General features: G+C 53.8%; 22 protein-coding genes. 11 read left to right on the forward strand and 11 right to left on the reverse strand.

Annotated elements, in window-relative coordinates:
• Positions 1–70 precede the first annotated feature (70 nt).
• The 4 genes from TA5113_RS11420 (at position 71) to TA5113_RS11435 (ending at position 4,888) form a co-directional block, all read left to right on the forward strand.
• Complete coding sequence (locus TA5113_RS11420) at positions 71–835, forward strand: hypothetical protein (RefSeq protein ID WP_058314712.1); 765 nt, start codon at positions 71–73, stop codon at positions 833–835.
• Between the two features lie 151 nt (positions 836–986).
• Complete coding sequence (locus TA5113_RS11425) at positions 987–2,405, forward strand: pyridoxal phosphate-dependent decarboxylase family protein (protein WP_058314713.1); 1,419 nt, start codon at positions 987–989, stop codon at positions 2,403–2,405.
• A gap of 72 nt (positions 2,406–2,477) precedes the next feature.
• Positions 2,478–3,410: a polyphosphate kinase 2 gene (gene ppk2 / locus TA5113_RS11430; RefSeq protein WP_058314714.1), complete on the forward strand. Its 933-nt coding sequence runs from the start codon at positions 2,478–2,480 to the stop codon at positions 3,408–3,410.
• 101 nt (positions 3,411–3,511) lie between these two features.
• A complete protein-coding gene (locus TA5113_RS11435) occupies positions 3,512–4,888 on the forward strand; it encodes an MATE family efflux transporter (RefSeq protein ID WP_245627142.1) in 1,377 nt (458 codons plus the stop codon).
• On the opposite strand, the gene TA5113_RS11440 is transcribed toward TA5113_RS11435, so the two are convergent.
• Both TA5113_RS11440 and TA5113_RS11445 read right to left on the reverse strand, forming a co-directional pair.
• Positions 4,885–5,295: a hypothetical protein gene (locus TA5113_RS11440; RefSeq protein ID WP_058314715.1), complete on the reverse strand. Its 411-nt coding sequence runs from the start codon at positions 5,293–5,295 to the stop codon at positions 4,885–4,887. The two genes, TA5113_RS11435 and TA5113_RS11440, sit on opposite strands and share 4 nt — an antisense overlap.
• Positions 5,296–5,306: 11 nt before the next feature.
• A complete protein-coding gene (locus tag TA5113_RS11445; RefSeq protein WP_058314716.1) occupies positions 5,307–6,509 on the reverse strand; it encodes a pyridoxal phosphate-dependent aminotransferase in 1,203 nt (400 codons plus the stop codon).
• Between the two features lie 123 nt (positions 6,510–6,632).
• Here TA5113_RS11445 and TA5113_RS11450 point away from each other — a divergent pair, with 123 nt between their 5' ends.
• Positions 6,633–6,923, forward strand: coding sequence for a succinate dehydrogenase assembly factor 2 (locus TA5113_RS11450; RefSeq protein WP_058314717.1), 291 nt, complete (start codon positions 6,633–6,635; stop codon positions 6,921–6,923).
• 85 nt (positions 6,924–7,008) lie between these two features.
• Complete coding sequence (locus tag TA5113_RS11455; RefSeq protein ID WP_082625851.1) at positions 7,009–7,536, forward strand: MarR family winged helix-turn-helix transcriptional regulator; 528 nt, start codon at positions 7,009–7,011, stop codon at positions 7,534–7,536.
• 13 nt (positions 7,537–7,549) lie between these two features.
• On the opposite strand, the gene TA5113_RS11460 is transcribed toward TA5113_RS11455, so the two are convergent.
• Entirely contained in the window at positions 7,550–7,978 is a 429-nt protein-coding gene (locus TA5113_RS11460) for a VOC family protein (protein ID WP_058314718.1), read from the reverse strand.
• Between the two features lie 233 nt (positions 7,979–8,211).
• Between TA5113_RS11460 and TA5113_RS11465 the strand changes: the two genes are divergently transcribed.
• From TA5113_RS11465 to TA5113_RS11475, 3 genes are all read left to right on the forward strand, one after another.
• Positions 8,212–9,045, forward strand: coding sequence for a thymidylate synthase (locus tag TA5113_RS11465; protein ID WP_058314719.1), 834 nt, complete (start codon positions 8,212–8,214; stop codon positions 9,043–9,045).
• Between the two features lies 1 nt (position 9,046).
• Entirely contained in the window at positions 9,047–9,526 is a 480-nt protein-coding gene (locus TA5113_RS11470; protein ID WP_058314720.1) for a dihydrofolate reductase, read from the forward strand.
• Positions 9,527–9,690: 164 nt separating this feature from the next.
• Entirely contained in the window at positions 9,691–10,032 is a 342-nt protein-coding gene (locus TA5113_RS11475) for a hypothetical protein (RefSeq protein ID WP_058314721.1), read from the forward strand.
• A gap of 63 nt (positions 10,033–10,095) precedes the next feature.
• Here the strand turns inward: TA5113_RS11475 and TA5113_RS11480 are convergent, their stop codons facing one another.
• The gene (locus TA5113_RS11480; protein WP_058314722.1) at positions 10,096–10,302 is read right to left on the reverse strand and encodes a cold-shock protein; all 207 of its coding nucleotides are present in this window, start codon (positions 10,300–10,302) and stop codon (positions 10,096–10,098) included.
• Positions 10,303–10,512: 210 nt separating this feature from the next.
• Here TA5113_RS11480 and TA5113_RS11485 point away from each other — a divergent pair, with 210 nt between their 5' ends.
• Together TA5113_RS11485 and TA5113_RS11490 are read left to right on the forward strand one after the other, a co-directional pair.
• Positions 10,513–10,824: an ArsC/Spx/MgsR family protein gene (locus TA5113_RS11485; protein ID WP_058314723.1), complete on the forward strand. Its 312-nt coding sequence runs from the start codon at positions 10,513–10,515 to the stop codon at positions 10,822–10,824.
• Positions 10,825–10,868: 44 nt separating this feature from the next.
• Positions 10,869–11,237, forward strand: coding sequence for a hypothetical protein (locus tag TA5113_RS11490; RefSeq protein WP_058314724.1), 369 nt, complete (start codon positions 10,869–10,871; stop codon positions 11,235–11,237).
• On the opposite strand, the gene TA5113_RS11495 is transcribed toward TA5113_RS11490, so the two are convergent.
• The 7 genes from TA5113_RS11495 to TA5113_RS11525 all read right to left on the reverse strand — a co-directional run bounded on the left by TA5113_RS11495 (position 11,234) and on the right by TA5113_RS11525 (position 18,358).
• On the reverse strand, positions 11,234–11,794 hold the full coding sequence (locus tag TA5113_RS11495) for a DoxX family protein (RefSeq protein WP_058314725.1): 561 nt from the start codon (positions 11,792–11,794) through the stop codon (positions 11,234–11,236). The genes TA5113_RS11490 and TA5113_RS11495 overlap by 4 nt on opposite strands.
• A gap of 2 nt (positions 11,795–11,796) precedes the next feature.
• On the reverse strand, positions 11,797–12,552 hold the full coding sequence (locus TA5113_RS11500; RefSeq protein WP_058314726.1) for an HvfC/BufC N-terminal domain-containing protein: 756 nt from the start codon (positions 12,550–12,552) through the stop codon (positions 11,797–11,799).
• Positions 12,549–13,412 (reverse strand): MNIO family bufferin maturase, encoded by an 864-nt coding sequence (gene bufB / locus TA5113_RS11505; protein WP_058314727.1) that lies wholly within the window; start codon positions 13,410–13,412, stop codon positions 12,549–12,551. Before bufB ends, TA5113_RS11500 begins: the two co-directional genes overlap by 4 nt.
• 77 nt (positions 13,413–13,489) lie before the next feature.
• Positions 13,490–13,795 carry a BufA1 family periplasmic bufferin-type metallophore gene (locus TA5113_RS11510; protein WP_058314728.1) on the reverse strand — a complete coding sequence of 102 codons (306 nt, stop codon included), beginning with the start codon at positions 13,793–13,795 and terminating at the stop codon, positions 13,490–13,492.
• A 239-nt stretch (positions 13,796–14,034) separates the two neighbouring features.
• The gene (gene thrS, locus TA5113_RS11515; RefSeq protein ID WP_058314729.1) at positions 14,035–15,984 is read right to left on the reverse strand and encodes a threonine--tRNA ligase; all 1,950 of its coding nucleotides are present in this window, start codon (positions 15,982–15,984) and stop codon (positions 14,035–14,037) included.
• 103 nt (positions 15,985–16,087) lie between these two features.
• The gene (locus TA5113_RS11520; protein ID WP_058314730.1) at positions 16,088–16,699 is read right to left on the reverse strand and encodes a response regulator; all 612 of its coding nucleotides are present in this window, start codon (positions 16,697–16,699) and stop codon (positions 16,088–16,090) included.
• A 3-nt stretch (positions 16,700–16,702) separates the two neighbouring features.
• Positions 16,703–18,358 (reverse strand): sensor histidine kinase, encoded by a 1,656-nt coding sequence (locus TA5113_RS11525; RefSeq protein ID WP_058316717.1) that lies wholly within the window; start codon positions 18,356–18,358, stop codon positions 16,703–16,705.
• Between the last annotated feature and the right edge of the window lie 13 nt (positions 18,359–18,371).

Consider the following 18,371-nt stretch of genomic DNA (forward strand, 5'->3'; position numbering starts at 1 on the left):
TGTTGCATTATGATACTTTTATTCTCAGGGTTGAGATGTGAGGCACTACACACCCCAAAGGAGAAAGGTCATGGCATACAATGACACCATGGGGTCCTTTGGTCGGACCATCCGACCCTCTGTTCGTGAGTTTGAGCAGAAAGAAAAGGACAGGCAAAAACGCGCAATGGAGCGATCCAACGCGCAGGATTTGAGTGAACTGGAGAGCTATATTCACCAGATCACAGGTCTTCATCATGATATTATTGATGAAATTCAATGGGCTGCCCAAACGCACCCAGACACGCAGCAAGTTTATCAAAAGTTGCGGGCAGGGGATGACGGCACTTTGATGAAGGTGATTAAAAGCCAGCAATCCCTGTCTGGAATTCACAAACTGGGTCGCGGTTTGGGGTTCTCCGTCGAACGCGGACTAGTGCACGCCATACTTGCGCTTCATAAACCAAGCATTGTTCCCGATTTTCATTTTAAGTCCATGCCAAGCGGCAAACTGGCTGAAGTGAAAATGCCGCGGGAGAAAGCGCTGCGTATCTACCGTACTTATGCGTCGAGCGCTGTTCTGAAAGTCGCCTCTGACCTATTGCGTTTGGTGCCGGTTGGAAATGTGGTTGTGACCGCGATTGCACCTTGTGACGTTGCAGACAGTCGCTTTCAAGAAGACTGGCCTGTTTTGTCTGCAAACTTGTTGCGCAAGTCTATTTTGGGCATGGATATGCCGACCGTGGCGCCCGTTGTGGCACTTAAAGCCTTCCAGCATGTCGAGCGGTTTCACGCGGATCATGGATTTGGCCGGATCGTCCCGCTGATGAGTATCCCTGCACGCATGTCGATCTGACGACAGGATCGGGGTGCGGCGCTCCTGCCGCAAACAGTTATCCAGCACTCTTCCGCTGTACTCCTGCTCAATGACTTTCTGGTTTTTGGGTGCACCCGGTTGATCACTCATGTAAAGGGCTCTCCAACTATTGTGCTAGGGAGCCTTACCTGTGTCTGATAAGCCTTTGGACCCACAAGATTGGTCGCGCTTCCGCGCCGATGCTCATGAGCTTCTGGATCATTGTCTGGACCTTTTGCAAGGTGCCGAAGATCGTCCATGGCAGCATCCTCCTGAAGACCTAGAAGACCGGTATGCCATTGGCCAAAGCCAGCAGCAAAACAGTGATCTCATGACACGGCTGCGCGATGAGGTGCTGCCTTACCATGCGGGCAACACACATCCGAAATATTGGGGTTGGGTACAGGGAAGCGGTCTTGCGACCGATGTGACGGCTTCCATGGTGAGCGCGGTGATGAATTCCAATTGCGGCGGGCGCAATCACGGCGCCAATTACATGGAACGCGCGGTTATTGATTGGACACGGCGCAAGATGGGCCTCCCTGAAACGGCCTTTGGCGTTTTGGTGACAGGGACTTCCCAAGCCACGGTGCAAGCCTTTGCAGCCGCTAGGGTCAAAGTGGTTGGCAAAGACGTGCGCCAACAAGGGCACGGGACACAGCGCCTGACCGCCTACGCAGCAGCGGGGGTACATAACGCCACTAAGAAGGCGCTCGAACTGATAGGTGTGGGTTCAGACAACCTGCGTTTGGTGCCCCTGAAAAAGGGGCAGATGGATATCGATGCCCTTTACACTATGATCGCTGAGGATCGTGCTGCAGGGGCATTGCCTTTCTTGGTTGTTGGAACCGCTGGGTCCGTAAACTTGGGGTTCTTTGATAATTTCAATGCCTTGGCTGATGTCGCCCAATCCGAAGGGCTTTGGCTCCATGTGGACGGCGCATTTGGGGCATGGACGCGGATTGCTGACGAACCTTATCGCAGCCTCACTGATGGCTTAGAGCGTGCGGACTCCATCGCGTTGGATTTCCACAAATGGATGTATGTGGGCTTTGACTGCGGTCTGTGTCTGGTCCGAGACGGAGCGGATCTGCGCGCGACATTTGCAGCGCGACCTGATTACCTTGATGGCAAGGACCGAGGCGTGGCGAGCGGGGAGCCTTGGTTCTGCGACTATGGTATCGACCTGTCTCGCGGTAACCGCGCGTTGAAAATCTGGATGGCGCTAGAGAGCTTTGGCGAAGACGCTTTCTCGGCGGCGATCACCCAAAACTGTCATTTGGCCAAACAGATGGCCCAAGAAGTTCAGGCCCAGCCAAAAATGGCACTGGGGCAGGAAACGATTTCGAACGTATGCGTCTTTACGGCGGATAAGACGCTATCAGAGGCGGCGCAATCCGAACTGAACGTCCGGATCGCCGTTGAGTTGCAAGAGAGCGGGCAAGCGGTGTTTTCCACGACAAAGGTTAACGGCGTTGAAATGCTGCGCGCGGCGATTGTGAACCATCGCACGCGTGAGGCCGACATTTCTGACGCGTTGGCGGCAGTCTCAGCGCTTTCTTCTGCCTGAATTGACGTGGGTCAAAGCGGGAAATTCGCTGGTTTGGTAACGCTTCCCTGATTGTTCAGAGAAGGATTACCGATGTCTGCACCCGTAAAGACCGTTGAGACAAAAATCGCAGAAAAACCCAAAGAGGTCGCAGCCACTGCGCAACAGCAAGCGACCTCTGAGGTTCTTGCCTTTGAACGTGGTGAATATCCCTACGCGACACGCCTAAGTCGCAAAGATTATGAAACCCAGAAGGCACAGCTTCAGGCCGAACTTCTGAAAGTACAGCTTTGGGCGCAGGACTCGGGGCAGAAATTTGTGATGCTTTTTGAGGGTCGTGATGCGGCAGGTAAGGGCGGTACAATTAAGCGCTTTACCGAGCACCTTAATCCTCGCTCCGCTCGGGTGGTGGCATTGAACAAACCCACCGATGAAGAACGCGGGCAATGGTATTTTCAGCGCTATATCAATCACTTACCGACGTCTGGTGAGATCGTTCTGTATGACCGCAGCTGGTATAACCGCGCTGGCGTCGAGCGGGTGATGGGTTTCTGCAAGCCCAATGAATACCTAGAGTTCATGCGCCAGACCCCAGAGCTTGAGCGGATGCTCGTGCGCTCCGGCATCAAGCTCTACAAATATTGGTTCTCGGTCACGCAGGATGAGCAGAAAGCGCGGTTTGCGAGCCGCGAGACCGACCCGCTCAAACAATGGAAACTGAGCCCGATCGATAAGGCGAGCCTTGGGAAATGGAATGATTATACTGAGGCCAAAGAGGCGATGTTCTTTTACACAGACACCGCTGACGCTCCTTGGACGGTGATCAAGTCAAATGACAAGAAACGGGCGCGTTTGAACTGTATGCGGCACTTTCTGAATTCTCTGGATTATCCCGACAAGGACCATTCGATTGTCACGCCTGCCGATCCTTTGATTGTGTCATCTGCAAGCCATGTGATCCACAGTTCTGAACATATCCTTGGCAAATCATTGCATCCGGACACGCGGCAAGGCGCAGTTGGCTAAATATCTGATCTGCGTCCACGGATCATGACTGTTTGATGAAAGTGAACCTCAGAGCCTGAAAATCACTTGCCTAATTTTTGGGCGAGTCCTAAGGCTATCTGATGGCTCATTCTGAGATGACATATGGCGCCCACGCGCGCGCGGTTTTGACGCTTGGTCTGCCTCTTGTCGGCGGTCACGTGGCGCAGTTCGCCGTGAACTTGACCGATACGGTCATGTTGGGTTGGTACGGGGTGGATGAATTGGCCGCCGTCGTGCTTGGCGGCCAATTGTTTTTCCTCGCCTTTATCTTGGGGTCGGGTTTTGCCTTTGCGGTTATGCCGCTGGTGGCTGCGGCTTTGGCGGATGAGGATGAAACATTGATCCGCCGCACAAGCCGCATGGGGATCTGGCTCTCGGTCATCTATGGCTTGGTGATGATCCCAATCTTCTGGTGGTCAAAACCGATCTTCGTTGCATTGGGGCAGGACCCCGCGTTGAGTGAAGCGGCGCAAAGCTATCTGCGGATTGCAGGGCTTGGGATTGTACCCGCGCTGATCATTATGGTGCTGAAAAGCTTCCTTGCGGCCTTGGAACACACGCGTGTGGTTTTCTGGATCACGGTTCTGGCTGCTGCGACCAATGCTTTGGTGAACTACGCTTTGATTTTCGGCAACTGGGGTGCGCCAGAGCTGGGCATTATTGGCGCTGCGATTGCGTCGCTTGTTGTGCAGTTTGTGATGGTGACGGGCGCTGTGATCTACACGCTTGGAAAACTGCCACAATATGATTTGTTTACAAGACTTTGGAAGCCAGATTTTGATGCGATGAAACGGGTCTTTCTGCTTGGTGTGCCCATCGGATTCACCACCCTTGCAGAGGTTGGCTTGTTCGCCGCCGGAGCTGTCATGATGGGCTGGCTCGGCACGGTTCAGCTTGCGGCGCATGGGATTGCGTTAAACCTCGCAGGCTTGATGTTTATGGTTCATTTGGGTCTAGGCAATGCGGCCACTGTGCGTGCGGGCAACGCCTATGGGCGTCATGATGTGGAGCATCTGGCGCGCGGCGCGCGGGTGGCGATTTTCATGAGTCTGGCCTTCGCGGTCTTCTCAATCATTGTCTTCATCACTTGGCCAGAATGGCTGATGTCGCTCTTCTTGGGGCGCGATGACCCGAATTTCGACATCATTATCCAAGTGGGCGCGACGCTTCTTCTGGCGGCGGCATTCTTTCAATTTGTCGATGGGGCGCAGGCGCTGGCGCTTGGTATTCTGCGTGGGATCATGGACACGCGTGTTCCCATGATCATGGCGGCGATCAGCTATTGGGCTGTGGGTGTTCCGGCAAGCTACTTTGCAGGTTTCGTCCTCGGCTGGGGGGGCGTTGGCGTCTGGGTCGGCTTGGGCCTAGGTCTGGGTGTGGCCGCATTGCTTTTGATGTGGCGGTTCTGGGTGGTCAGAATTGCCGAAATGCGCAATGCCGCGCCGGTTGAAGCCTAAGTTTCTTCAGTCTTCGCCAGCGCATTTGCTTTCTTGCGCACCAAGACAGTGCGCAAGTCATGCATCGCCATCAACAGCGAGTCCGTAACGGTTTCCAGTTGCTTATCCGTTGCTTTGGTCTGTGCCCAATGGGCCGTCGCATTCAGCTGATCCACTGTGCGTAGGATGTCGTCGATCTGCCGCCACTCAAGTGTTTCTTTGCGATCGGCGATCCAAGTGTCGATGGCCTGCAAATCCTCGGCGACGAGCGTCCGGTCCCCGTGCGGTTTCACATCGCCGGTGCGCATATTGATGGTTGCGATCTGCTCCATCTCAATCCGCCGCTGACGGTTGTCGCCATTGACCCGAAACACCGTTGCCCCGCTGTCTCGGGTGCGAAAGAAGTATTCCGGTAGGTCAACTGCCATGGTTTTCTCGCTTAGCTTAGGCTTGCACAGAAATCAGTGATGCGGTTCAGCGCTTCTTTGAGTTCCTCATCAGAGGTCGCGTAGCTGATGCGGAAGTTTGGCGAGAGGCCGAAGGCCGCGCCAAACACCACGGCCACGTCTTTTTCTTCCAAAAGCGCTGTGGCGAAGGTCTCATCATCAGTGATCTTTGTGCCGGCAGGGGTGGTCTTGCCAATCAATCCAGCGATGGATGGGTAGACGTAGAATGCCCCTTCCGGTTTCGGGCAGGTGATCCCGTCAATCGCGCTGAGCATCCGCACCGCCATATCGCGACGGCGGACGAATTTTTCGTTATTCGGTGCGATGAAATCCTGGGTGCCGTTCAAGGCTTCAATCGCAGCCCATTGGCTAACGGAACATGGGTTGGAGGTCGACTGACTTTGGATCTTCCGCATTGCTGCGATCACATGCTCGGGGCCCGCCGCATAGCCAATCCGCCAGCCGGTCATCGCATAGGCTTTGGACACGCCGTTGCATGTCAGTGTGCGTTCATAGAGCTGCGGTTCGACTTCTGCTGGGGTGCAGAACTTGAAGTCGTCATAGGCCAACAACTCATACATATCGTCTGTCATGACCCAAACATGCGGATGTTTGAGCAAAACGTCGGTCAGCGCTTTCAGTTCATCATGGCTATAGCCCGCACCGGTTGGGTTGGAGGGGCTGTTAAAGATGAACCACTTTGTGTTTGGCGTGATCGCCGCATCCAGTTGTTCAGCGGTAAGCTTGAAGTTGTTTTCTAGCGAAGCTTCAACGACGACCGGCGTGCCACCGGCGAGCAACACCATGTCTGGGTAAGACACCCAATATGGGGCAGGGATCACCACTTCGTCTCCCGGGTTCAGGGTGGCCATCAGCGCATTGTAAAGCGTCTGCTTGCCGCCGGTGCCAACAGAGACCTGTTTGGGTGTATAGTCCAACCCGTTGTCGCGCTTGAGCTTGGCACAAATGGCCTCTTTCAACTCAATGATCCCATCGGGTGCCGTGTACCGAGTTTTGCCCGCATCAATCGCTGCTTTCGCGGCCTCACGAATGTTCTCTGGCGTGTCAAAATCCGGCTCGCCGGCAGACAATCCGATGATGTCGCGCCCAGCAGCTTTCAGCTCTTGAGCTTTCGCGCTCATCGCAATGGTTGGGGAAGGTTTGACGCGGGATAGGGTTTTGGAAAGAAAAGACATGAGACACTCAGCCATAAAATTGTTCCCCCAAGTCTTAGGCCGCACCTCTTAAGGGTTCAAGCGGCTATTGCGCATGGGGGAGCTGCGCGGTATCTGCAGGGCAGCTTGCAAAGGAATGCTGCCATGTCCGCCCCGTCTGTCCCGTCTGAAGCCACGCCGGAAATCCGTGAACATCGTTTGAAGCGGATGAAGATGCGCTCGATGCGCCGTGGGATCAAAGAAATGGACATCATCCTGAGCCATTATGCGGACACGCGATTGGACGGCATGTCAGACGCCGAGCTTGATCATTACGATGCGTTGCTGAATGAAAACGATCAGGACCTTTATCAATGGGTCAGCCATCAGGCGGATGCACCTGCGTTCTTCCAAGATCTGATCAATGACATTTCTCAGGAAATGGATCGAAAATAGATCGCTTTTTAAGTAACTAACGAGACTTAACCGATTTTTCGCGATTTTGTTTCAGTTTCTGTCCAACCATGAGACGGAGACTGCAATGAGCATTTATTCAACGTTGGGCAAGCCTGGCGTCGGCGAAGCGGGTATCGGGAAGCCCGGCGACTTTGCCTTTATCGCGGGATATTTGGATACGCTGGCATTGGTGGAGCGGCTACACCGGTTGCTACTAGATGTGATCAAAGACGAATTTGAACGGGTGGGCGTGTTGGAAATCAACGCGGTTCAAGCGCTGTTGTTGTTTAACATTGGCGACAATGAAGTGACGGCGGGGGAGTTGAAGTCACGCGGTTACTATCAGGGCAGCAATGTCAGTTATAATCTCAAGAAATTGGTAGATGCTGGGTATATGCATCATCAACGCTGTGAGATTGACCGCAGATCCGTGCGGGTGCGCCTCACTGAAAAAGGGCGCGGTATTCGCGATGTGGTTGCAGATCTCTTTGTGCGTCACGCAGATGGTATTCAAACCAAAGGCGTTTTAACGCCGGAAGGCTTAGAAGATATCACCTCATCCCTCCGGCGTGTTGAGCGGTATTGGAGTGACCAAATCCGCTACATTTATTGATCGGGTTGGGTGATCACCAAGAGCCGGTGTTGCCCATGCTGGTCCAAGGTTCTGCTGGTTCTAGCGCATCGCCCATCTGAAGCAGTTCGATCGAGATATTGTCAGGTGAGCGAACAAAAGCCATGCGTCCATCATGCGGTGGTCTGTTGATGGTGACGCCGTTGTCCATCAGGTGCTGGCACATGTCGTAGATATTTTCGACTTCGTAGGCGAGGTGGCCAAAGTGACGGCTGTCGCTGGGCAGACCTTCATCGCCATCCCAGTTGTAGGTCAGTTCAACCGGGCATTCTTCTTGACCTTCTGGTGCCAAGAAGATCAGCGAGAAGCGACCGCTTTCATAGTCGCTGCGCCGTGTTTGTTTTAGGCCCAGAAGCTCATAGAAAGCCATGGATTTTTCAAGATCCTTCACGCGGACCATGGTGTGCAGATAACGTAATTTCATTGAATTCCCCTCTCAATTTGTCAGTACTCTAAGGCGTGTTTGTCCGTTGTCGAGTGGGCGCGACGGCGTTTTTGTAAGGCCTGCGCAATCCGCCAAAATTCAGCGTTCGCATTCTGAAGTTTTGGGAGCATTTGGTATATTTTGAATTTTGCTCCGCGATATATAGCGTTGCCGCGGGAAAACAGGTATCACTTGAGTCTGTAGGAATTTGCTCATTCCCAAAGGAGGGCCGGGTGCAGCAATATCACGACGCTTTGCAATTGATCCTAGACAATGGTGAAACCACCACAGATCGCACGGGCACCGGCACCACGTCTTATTTTGGGATGCAATGTCGCTACCCGCTGGCAGATGGTTTTCCGTTGGTCACGACAAAGAAACTGCACCTGAGATCCATCATTCACGAGCTTCTTTGGTTCTTGAGCGGGGACACAAATATCCGCTATCTGCAGGAAAATGGGGTGTCCATCTGGGATGAATGGGCGGATGAAAACGGCGATCTGGGTCCCGTTTATGGCCACCAATGGCGCCGTTTCCCGGCGTTAGAGCCCGTCGATGCGCCTGCTGGTGAGGAGCAGTTGTTCCGGAAGAACACCGTGGATCAGATTGCCAACTTGGTCGAGATGATCAAAACCTCACCTGACAGCCGTCGTTTGATTGTGTCGGCTTGGAACCCGGCGGATGTCCCTGATATGGCACTGCCACCGTGCCATACGCTTTGGCAGGTCAAAATCCTCGCGGGCAAATTGCATCTACAACTCTATCAACGCTCTGCCGATATGTTCCTTGGCGTGCCGTTTAACATTGCAAGCTACGCCCTTTTGCAAGTGATGCTGGCGCATGTGACTGGATACAAGCCGGGCGACTTCGTGCATACGATTGGGGATGCCCATATTTATTCCAACCACATGGATCAGGTGAAAACCCAGCTTTCGCGTACGCCTAAAACCTTACCTGAACTGCGCCTAAAGCGAGACGTGAGCTCGATCTTTGATTTCAAATATGAGGATTTTGAGATCGTGAATTACGATCCAGATCCAATCATCAAAGCACCGGTTGCCGTTTGATATGATTACTCTCATTGTTGGCCGTGATCGCAACGGCGCTATCGGCAAAGACAACGACATTCCTTGGTATGCGCCGGAAGATCTTGCTTTCTTTAAACAAGAAACCCTTGGCGGTGCCGTTGTCATGGGGCGCAATACTTGGGAAAGTTTGCCGTTTAAGCCGTTGAAAAACCGTCTGAATATTGTGGTGTCCTCGCAAGACGGGTTGGGTGAGGTCACCGTGGCGTCGGTTGAGGATGCAGTAAAGGCCGCATTTGATGCGGGTTATCAACGGATCTACAGCATGGGTGGGGCAGGCATTTACAAGGCAATGCTGCCCATCGCGGATCGGCTTTTGGTCACGGAAGTGGATGTCGAGGTCGAAGACCCTGACACGTTCTTCCCAGCGTTTTTTGAACAGGACTGGGAACTCACCAACACCCGGCCCTTGCGTGCTGACGCGCCGAAATGCACTTTAACGGAGTATTTCCGCAAACGTTAAGCCCTCAAAATGGGATTCATAAATGTCACGCTTTTGACAAAAGCGGCCGGGCTCGCGTTGTGGATAACTGCAAAAATTGACTGAATCTCAAATTCTTGTAGTTTGAAGCTACATAAAAACACCTGAATAATATTGAGCAGTTCGAACAGAGAAAAGGTGACCAGATGTTTAAGAAAGCGCTGATGATTGCAGCTTTGGTCGCGGTAGCCGCGCCAGCGCATGCAACCTGTGTGATCTTCCCTTGTAAAATCAAGGAAGACCCAATTGTAGAATTCGTGCCAAAGCCGCCCCCAGCAACGCCATCCGGTTGCATCTATCGTGCGGCGGCGTCCAGCCAAAACCTATGCCCAGCAGGCCTTCAGCCTGTTCAAGCAGGTGGCATGGTAAGCTGTGGTGTTCCGGTTGCCGGAGAGATTTGTGAGCCAAAAGTGAAGCGCGTGAAGAAAGTTCACAAGAAGCGCGTCGTCTGCCCAGTAGGCGAAAAAGGATGCTACACCACCCACTAACGCGGGTTGTGTGCATGCATTTTTGGGAAAGCGAGTGGGGCGTGAAATACGCCCCGCGCAGTTTTATGACAGCTTGAGATCGGTAGCCATCTGGCGGCCGTCACGTCCTTCGGACATTTCAAACTCTACTTTTTGGTTATCAGCCAGGCCTGTCAGACCTGAACGTTCCACGGCGGAAATATGAACAAAAATGTCTTTGCCGCCGTCATCCGGTGCAATAAAGCCGTAGCCTTTGGTGGTGTTAAACCATTTTACGGTGCCACTCGGCATACCGTCTCTCCTTCTACTTCAAAAAGTCGCCCCGTTGATGCGGGGTGCAACACATGGTCCAATGGCCCAAACGTCTGAAATTGGCGACACCGAGCAAGCGAAACAAAATGCTACCGGGTAAATGATTGCACGGACTTTGTAAAAAGCAAGCAAAACAAAGATGATATCCACAGGTTTACCTTAGGTAAGCTGAAAATTGAGGTAAATGTGATGCAACTTTATGGACTGAAAAACTGCGATACATGCCGTAAGGCCTTGAAATCCCTACCTGAGGCCACTTTGGTTGACTTACGCGCCGATGGGGTGCCCACCGATGTGCTGGAAAAAGCCTATGCCAAATTTGGCGACGCTTTGCTCAATACACGGTCGACAACATGGCGCCAGTTGGATGAACAAACGCGCCAGCAGCCGGTGTTGACGTTATTGGCGGAGCATCCAGCGCTGATGAAACGTCCGCTGATCGAGAAAGACGGGGAATTATTCCTGAGTTGGAGCAAAGACGTGCAGGACGCCTTGGCGTGACCCGGAAAGCTGCCTATGTCTTGTGCAAGCGATAGGAGAACCGCATGAGAAACGCAGCATTGGTATTGGGCATTATTGCCGGGATTGTCGGCATGATTGTCGGGTTTTTCGGCTGGGGCTACACAGCTGCGATTGAGCAATGGGGTGAGCTTGATGGGCTTGCTGAACAGGTCGACAATGTGGACTTGGTACGCAGCACGTCCTTGATGGCGCCTTTGTTGGCGATCGCTGGTGGTGCCATGGCGCGCGCCCGCGCTCTTTGGGGCGGTGCTTTGCTTTTGATCTCAGCGGTTTGGATGTATGTCGGCTTTGGGTTCAATGTCTTTACAATGTTCCCAATTGCCTTTGCTGGCCTCGCCGGGGTTTTAGCCATTGCGGCTGGCAAACCCGACGAGGAGAAGGCGCATTTTTAGGCGCTTACGGCTTGTGCCTGGCGGGCCGATAGAATGCGGTCCAGGGACAGAGGGCCTGCGCCTTTGATGACCAAAAGCAGCAACAAGAAGACCCAGAAAGCGCGCTGATCCATGATGTGCGCGTCAGAAATGCGGTCAAACCAACTGCCGATGGTTTTGGCGTCTGCACCGTGGCCGTAGATGTCAGTCAAAGACTGTACAACGACGAAACCGATCATGCCGAGCGACGCAACGCGTGTGGCGAGGCCAAGAACGATTAGCGCTGGCAGGATGAACTCTGCAAGGGTGCCCGCAAACACGACAGCCCAATGGAAGAAGCTCAACTGGCTGCTGTCATAACTGACCGCTTCCAATACTTTCGGCCAGATCTGGGCGTAAGCACCTACGGATGGGCTGAAGATCCCAAAGATGCCGTCACCCAGTTTCGTCAGACCTGAATTCCAGAAATAGAGCAACAACACCGCCGCAAAGATCAGGCGCGCCAGTGTCGGCAGAATCCAGTCTTGCCGATCCAACCGGCTAAACACTGCGTTATGTAGGGAAATCAGGGCGTTCATTCTTAGTCCTCGTTCTGAATCTCAACGATGGCACCGTGGGTCAGCAAAAGACCCAAAACAGCACCAAGATCGAAGTCCTCCGCCAGCTCGGCTGCGGTATCAGCCGCTTGGCCTAGGGATTCTCCCTTTTGAAGGGCAGAGATAAATGTCGCGCCACCTGCCGGAAGCGGGTGGGGCGCAGGATCAAACTCAGGGCGCATAACAACGACATTCTGCGCGCGCGCCTCTGGTTTGGGGTGATTTTCATAGGTGTTGAATGCCCAGATGTCATAGATCGGCCAATGGGACCGAACTACATTCATCGAAGGGGCCAGCGTTAGCGTCACATTGGGCAGCGCTTCAGGCGCGATCTTTGCCAATGCATCGCCGGGCACGCCTGTTGCGTCTTCGGCGTGGTAGCTGCGGCGTAGCGCGAGTTCGACTTCTGCGACGTCGCCCAAATAACCAAGGTTTTTGAGCGGAGGGAAGTTCCGCAGGAATTCTGGAAATGCCGCGCCATAATGCATCATAACGGGTAGAGGCGGGGGTGATTGGCGCAAGAACACACCGGCGATGGGTTTGAAATTCTCTTCGCCAAGCAGTTTGGCAATCACCGGAAAGCCGGTTTCCAACGCTTCCGTCAGAGAAACAGCTACGTTGTTGCGATAGACGCTAAACCGCCGTCCGGCAGGTTGTTCATGGGCGTCAACGAGCCCGTCTGGGACCGCGCTGGCCGCATCCAACATGGCGACGCGGAATTCTGATTGGGTGACGCTCATGCGTCCACTTTCAGCTTCGCCAGCGCCGCTGCTGCGCGGTCTGCTTCGGCGGAAAGGATCGGCCATTCTGGCACATCCGTGTCCCATTCAATCAGAATGGGACACGGGCCAGACTGGGCCAATGTGTGATCAAGCAGCGCCCAGACCGGGTCGACGATCTCTGCGCCATGGCTGTCGATCAACAGCGGTTTGCCGTGGTCGTCTTCGTCTTCGTCATGACCGCCCAAGTGGATTTCTCCAACCTTATCGAGGGGGTATTCGTTGATGTAGTCGCGCGGGTCATATTCAAGGTTGGTTGCTGATACAAAGACGTTGTTCACGTCTAGCAACAGGCCACATCCCGACCGCGTTGCGACTTCGCGTAGGAAATCGGGTTCCGACCATGTGCTTTCAGAGAATTTTAAGTAGCTGGATGGATTCTCCAGCATCATCTGACGACCGATTGTGTTTTGTAGCTCGTCAATGTGATCCGCCACGCGGATCAGCGTTTCTTTGGTGTAAGGCAGAGGCAGCAGATCGTTGAAATAGCTGCCTTCGTGGCTGGACCAAGCAAGGTGCTCTGAGAAGACGGTGGGCTTGAGCCACTCCACCAGATGTTTCAGGCGTGCAAGGTGTTCTGGATCAAGGGGGCCTTCGCTACCGATCGACAAGCCGACGCCATGCACGGAAATGGGGAATTCTTCGGTTAGGTGACGCAGCTGCGCCAGCGGGCGGCCGCCCATGCCCATGTAGTTTTCTGCATGAATTTCCAACCAACCAACGTGACCCGGATTATCAAGAATATCCGCGAAATGCTGTGCTTTGTAACCAACTCCCGGCGTGTGGGGGAGCGATGGAAATTTAGAAGATGCGTCCAACATATTGGGAGCCTAACACATTTTGGAAGAAAATGGCCCCACCCGAGGGGAGTGGGGCCACAGTAAACTTAAGCGTCAGCTTATGCTGGCAGGTCGCGGTCCAGCGCTTCCAGAGCACCCATGCGTGCTTTGCCGTCTGCCATTGCTGGCAGTTCGATTGAGTCACATGTGCCTGCGTCAACCAGTGTCCATGCGTTACCTTGGTAATCTACGGTGGATGTACCTGCGCAAGTTGTGCCTGGGCCCGCGGCGCAGTCGTTTTTGCCTGCCAGGGAAACGCCGTAGCACTTCTCTTTGTCCATCGCGTGTGCGGTGGTGGATGTTACTGCGGTCATTGCTGCTGCAACAGAAGCGGCTGCTGCCAGTGTTTTAACGGTCTTGGACATGTCTATGTTCCTTAAACAAGTTTGAATACCAGCCGCTTGGTGAGATCAAAACGTGATCCCGATGCGGCATGACTAAACTTTAGCCGCCGGTTTGCTCACATCTCCAATAACGCATTCGTGGGTCACAGGCGTGTTACCCAGCGTGAGCATTCAGGGATAAAAAACCTAATAAACAAAGGAAAAGCCGGGGTGTTGGCCCCGGCTTTTTAGGTGTTTTTGGTGAGAATTGTTACAATCCGTTACCGCAGGTCTGGCGGAGTGGCCTCTGCTTTCAAGCTTGTAACAATTTCGTCCAAGCTTTGGACCTTGGTTTGCTTCTCGCCAAGACGGCGCACGGTGACGCTGTTGTCTTCCACTTCTTTCTTACCGCATGCCAGAATGACCGGTACTTTAGCGACAGAGTGTTCGCGGACCTTGTAGTTGATCTTCTCGTTGCGCAGGTCGGCTTCGGCACGGATACCTGCTGCGCGAAGTTTTTCTACCACTTCAAGACAGTAGTCATTGGCGTCTGTTACAATTGCTGCCACGACGACTTGGCGTGGCGCAATCCAGTAAGGGAGTTTGCCAGAATGCTCTTCGATCAGGATACCAATAAAGCGTTCAAATGACCCCAATGTCGCGCGGTGAAGCATGACAGGGCGATGCTTCTCTCCGTCGGCGCCAATGTAATTTGCCTCAAGCCGTTCAGGCAGGTTTGCATCGACCTGAAGTGTCCCGCATTGCCAATTTCGGCCAATTGCATCGGTCAAAGTGAATTCGAGCTTCGGACCGTAGAAGGCACCTTCGCCTTCCAAAATTTCGAAATCGTGGCCAGCTGCGCGGCAGGCATCGCCGAGCGCTTTTTCCATCTCATCCCAAGTCTCATCCGATCCGATCCGCTTCTCCGGACGGGTTGAAAGCTTGATGGTCCAATTATCAAACCCGAGATCGCTATATACTTCCGACAGGAAGTCGATGAAAATTTTGGTCTCAGAGGTGATCTGATCATCGGTACAGAAGATGTGACCATCGTCTTGGGTGAAGCCGCGGACCCGCATGATGCCATGGAGCGCGCCAGAGGGTTCATAGCGTGAACAAGAGCCAAACTCTGCCATACGCAGAGGGAGATCACGATAGGATTTCAAACCCTGGTTAAAGACCTGCACGTGACATGGGCAGTTCATTGGTTTCAGAGCGTTAACAGCCTTTTCGCGAGCGTGGTCTTCATCCACCTCTACGATAAACATGTTTTCTTGATATTTGTCCCAGTGGCCTGATTTTTCCCAGAGCTTCCGATCGACCACCTGTGGGGTGTTCACTTCGACATATCCCCCGGCACGCTGTTTACGGCGCATATAGTCCTGCAGCTGCGAGTAAATAGTCCACCCATTTGGATGCCAGAACACTTGTCCCGGTGCCTCTTCCTGCATGTGGTAAAGAGCCATTTCTCGACCAAGCTTACGGTGGTCCCGCTTTTCCGCTTCCTCTAGGAAGTTCAAATGTGCCTTAAGATCTTCTTTGTTCTTAAACGCCACGCCATAGATCCGCTGCAGCATCTGACGGTCGCTGTCGCCGCGCCAATAAGCGCCTGCGACATTCATGAGTTTAAAGGCGTCTGCTGGGACCTGACCGGTGTGCTGCAGGTGAGGCCCACGGCACAGGTCTTGCCATTCGCCATGCCAATACATGCGCAGCGGCTCATCCCCTGGGATGCTCTCGATCAGCTCTACTTTGTAAGGCTCGCCACGGTCTTCGTAGTAATTGACCGCAACATCGCGCTCCCACACTTCGGTACGAACCGGATCGCGCAAGTTGATGATCTCTTTCATCTTCTTTTCGATGAGACCAAGATCTTCGGGGGTGAATGGTTCGGACCGATCAAAGTCATAATACCAGCCGTGTTCAATCACAGGGCCGATGGTGACTTTGACGTCGGGCCAAATCTCTTGCACCGCACGGGCCATGATATGGGCGCAGTCGTGGCGGATCAGTTCCAGCGCTTCAGCGTCATTGTCTTTCAATGTGTTGATCGCGATGGAGGCATCCGCCTCGATTGGCCACGCAAGGTCCCAATGCTGACCGTCAACGGTCGCAGAGATCGCTTTTTTCGCAAGGGAGGTCGCGATGGATGCAGCGACTTCGGCAGGGGTTACACCTGCGTCGTAAGAACGTGCGTTACCATCGGGGAAAGTCAGGGAAATCTGGGTCATTGCCAGAAGCTCCTCGTCAGTTTGGCGCCTACAAAACGCCCGGTTGCGGGTATGTGGTTCGGGAAGCCTTTTCGCCGTAGGGGCGGGGCAAGTCAACAGGGGATTAGTTACCTGTCGGTTTGCGGAACGCCTTGGCGACGATGTTGAACTTACCCATGCGGTCATACAGCGTGTTTCGGGGGATCCCCAAGGCTTCCGCCGCAATCGCAACCTTGCCGTCCGCATCGCTTAGCGCTTCTTCGATGATCCGGCGTTCATGCATTTCGAGGCGTTCACTTAAGGTGCCTTCGGTTTGATCAGAGTTCGTCTGTTCTAACTCATCTCGCACTTCACGGTTTTCCATGATCAGAGTGCGTTGTTTCAAAGCGCGGTGCAGGGCTTCAATCATCGTGTCGGGCGCGCAGGGTTTTTCCAGATAATCATACGCGCCTTCTTTGATCGCACGTTTGGCGGTAGGCACGTCAGAGTGGCCGGTCAGCAAGATCACCGGCAGCTCTTCATCTTTGGTTTGCGCAAACCGCAGCACGTCAAATCCATCGTGGTCAGGCATCTTGATGTCAGAAAGGATCACGCCTCGAAAGTTATGGCGGATCGAGCGGCGTGCCTGCGTAAACCCGTTGGTGGGGATCGGCTCTAGATCTTCTAGTTCAAGGGTTTGCACGATCGAGCTGCGCAACATGGCGTCGTCTTCGATGATCAGCACTTTCTTGAACATGGCTTACTCCGCTGGTTGCGCAATGGGCAGGGTGATCGTGAACTCGGCCCCTCGAAATTGGTTCTGACAGGTGAGGGTGCCGCCAAAGCGGGTAATCAATCCGTGTGACAAGGCAAGCCCCATCCCAAGGCCCTTAGACGCGCCGAGTTCTTTGGTGGTGTAAAACGGCTCGAACACGCGGGTGGGGTCCGAGATGCCGGGACCAGTATCCTGCACAACAAGACGCGCGTTTTCGGAGTCGCGTGTGAGAGTTACATAGATGCGTTTGAGGTCGCTATTTGCCATCGCGTCTTTTGCATTAGACAGCAGGTTCAAAACCACTTGTTCCAAGCGAACGCGGCCCGCGATGACGCCAATGTCTTGGTCCGGTAGATCGGTCCGAATTTCGATATTAGCCTCCTCCATCACGTCCTGAGTGGATGTGACAACCGCCTGAATAACCTCTTTAAAATCAATAAGCTCTGTCGTCGCCGCTTCTTGACGCGCGAATGCTCGCAGGTTGGAGATAATGCGTTTGATGCGTTCGACCTGACCGGAGATCAGCGTCAGGTTTTCGCCCGCTTTATCCGGCAGATCCTTGTTCAGGAATTTCTTGGCATTGTCAGAGAAATTCAGGATCGCCCCAAGGGGTTGATTGATCTCGTGGCTGACGCCTGCGGACAGCCGACCGAGGGCCGCGAGTTTGGAGGCTTCGACCAGTTCGTCCTGAGCGTTGCGCAGCTCTTTTGTCCGCTCTTCAACGCGCGCCTCAAGCGTTGCCGAATAGCGCGCTTCCGTTGCCAATCGCAGTCTTTGTTGAGCGGCGATTGCTGCAACCAAACCGATCACAGCGGCGACGGCCAAAGCGAGAAGGGCGCGCACAAGCGCCGTGTCGCGGGCGGAAGCGGTTTCCAGGAAAATCTCTGATGTCAGGTCAAAATGGGGGACGTAGCGTTCAATAATGATCGCCTCACGCGCGGCTTCGTTTGGTGGGGCGATCATGTAGGTCTGAAACCCAGCCGCTTTTCCGTTTGGTTTTACGACAAATGAGGTTTCGGTCCCGTTCTCCGTTTGTGGCACCAAGACCAGACTGTTGCGGTTTGACGAGAAGGCCAGCTTTTCTTCGTTCAAAAAGACGATGACCTCGGGGGTCACCGGCCATTCAAACTCCAAGGCCTCCACATCTGCGGTTACCACAAGAGCTGCAATTATTTCGCCATCGCGTCCCTTCACCCCTCGGCTAAAACGAAAGAAGCGATTGATGTCAGTGCGGTCTTGTTCAAACCCCAAACGGCCATTGATTGCCGCATGCACCAGTTTTGCGTGGGACATACGCGGCTCAAATGCAGAGGTCGCGAGCGTTCGACCCTTAGCGTCGAATAGGTCGATCCGCGTGGCGCCATAAGTCAAAGCATAATCTTTGAGGTTCTCAGTAACGCTCTCAAAATCTGCCCCCTCGATGTTCCTTGCAAGATGGGGAGAGGTGGCGAAAAAGTTGGTTTGCGCACGCAGCGCGTCGATCTGCAGGCGCATGCGGTTGGACGCTTCCCCAAGCCGCGCTGAGCCCGCCGACTCCAGTACGCGAAACTCAGAACGCAATGTGTTATCATAGACCCAAATAGCCGCGGCGAAACCGAGCACAATACAAGCAATTGCAGGTCTGATGATGGTCCGAATCACCAATGATTCTCCG

It is taken from the genome of Cognatishimia activa, assembly GCF_001458335.1.
Taxonomy (GTDB): domain Bacteria; phylum Pseudomonadota; class Alphaproteobacteria; order Rhodobacterales; family Rhodobacteraceae; genus Cognatishimia; species Cognatishimia activa.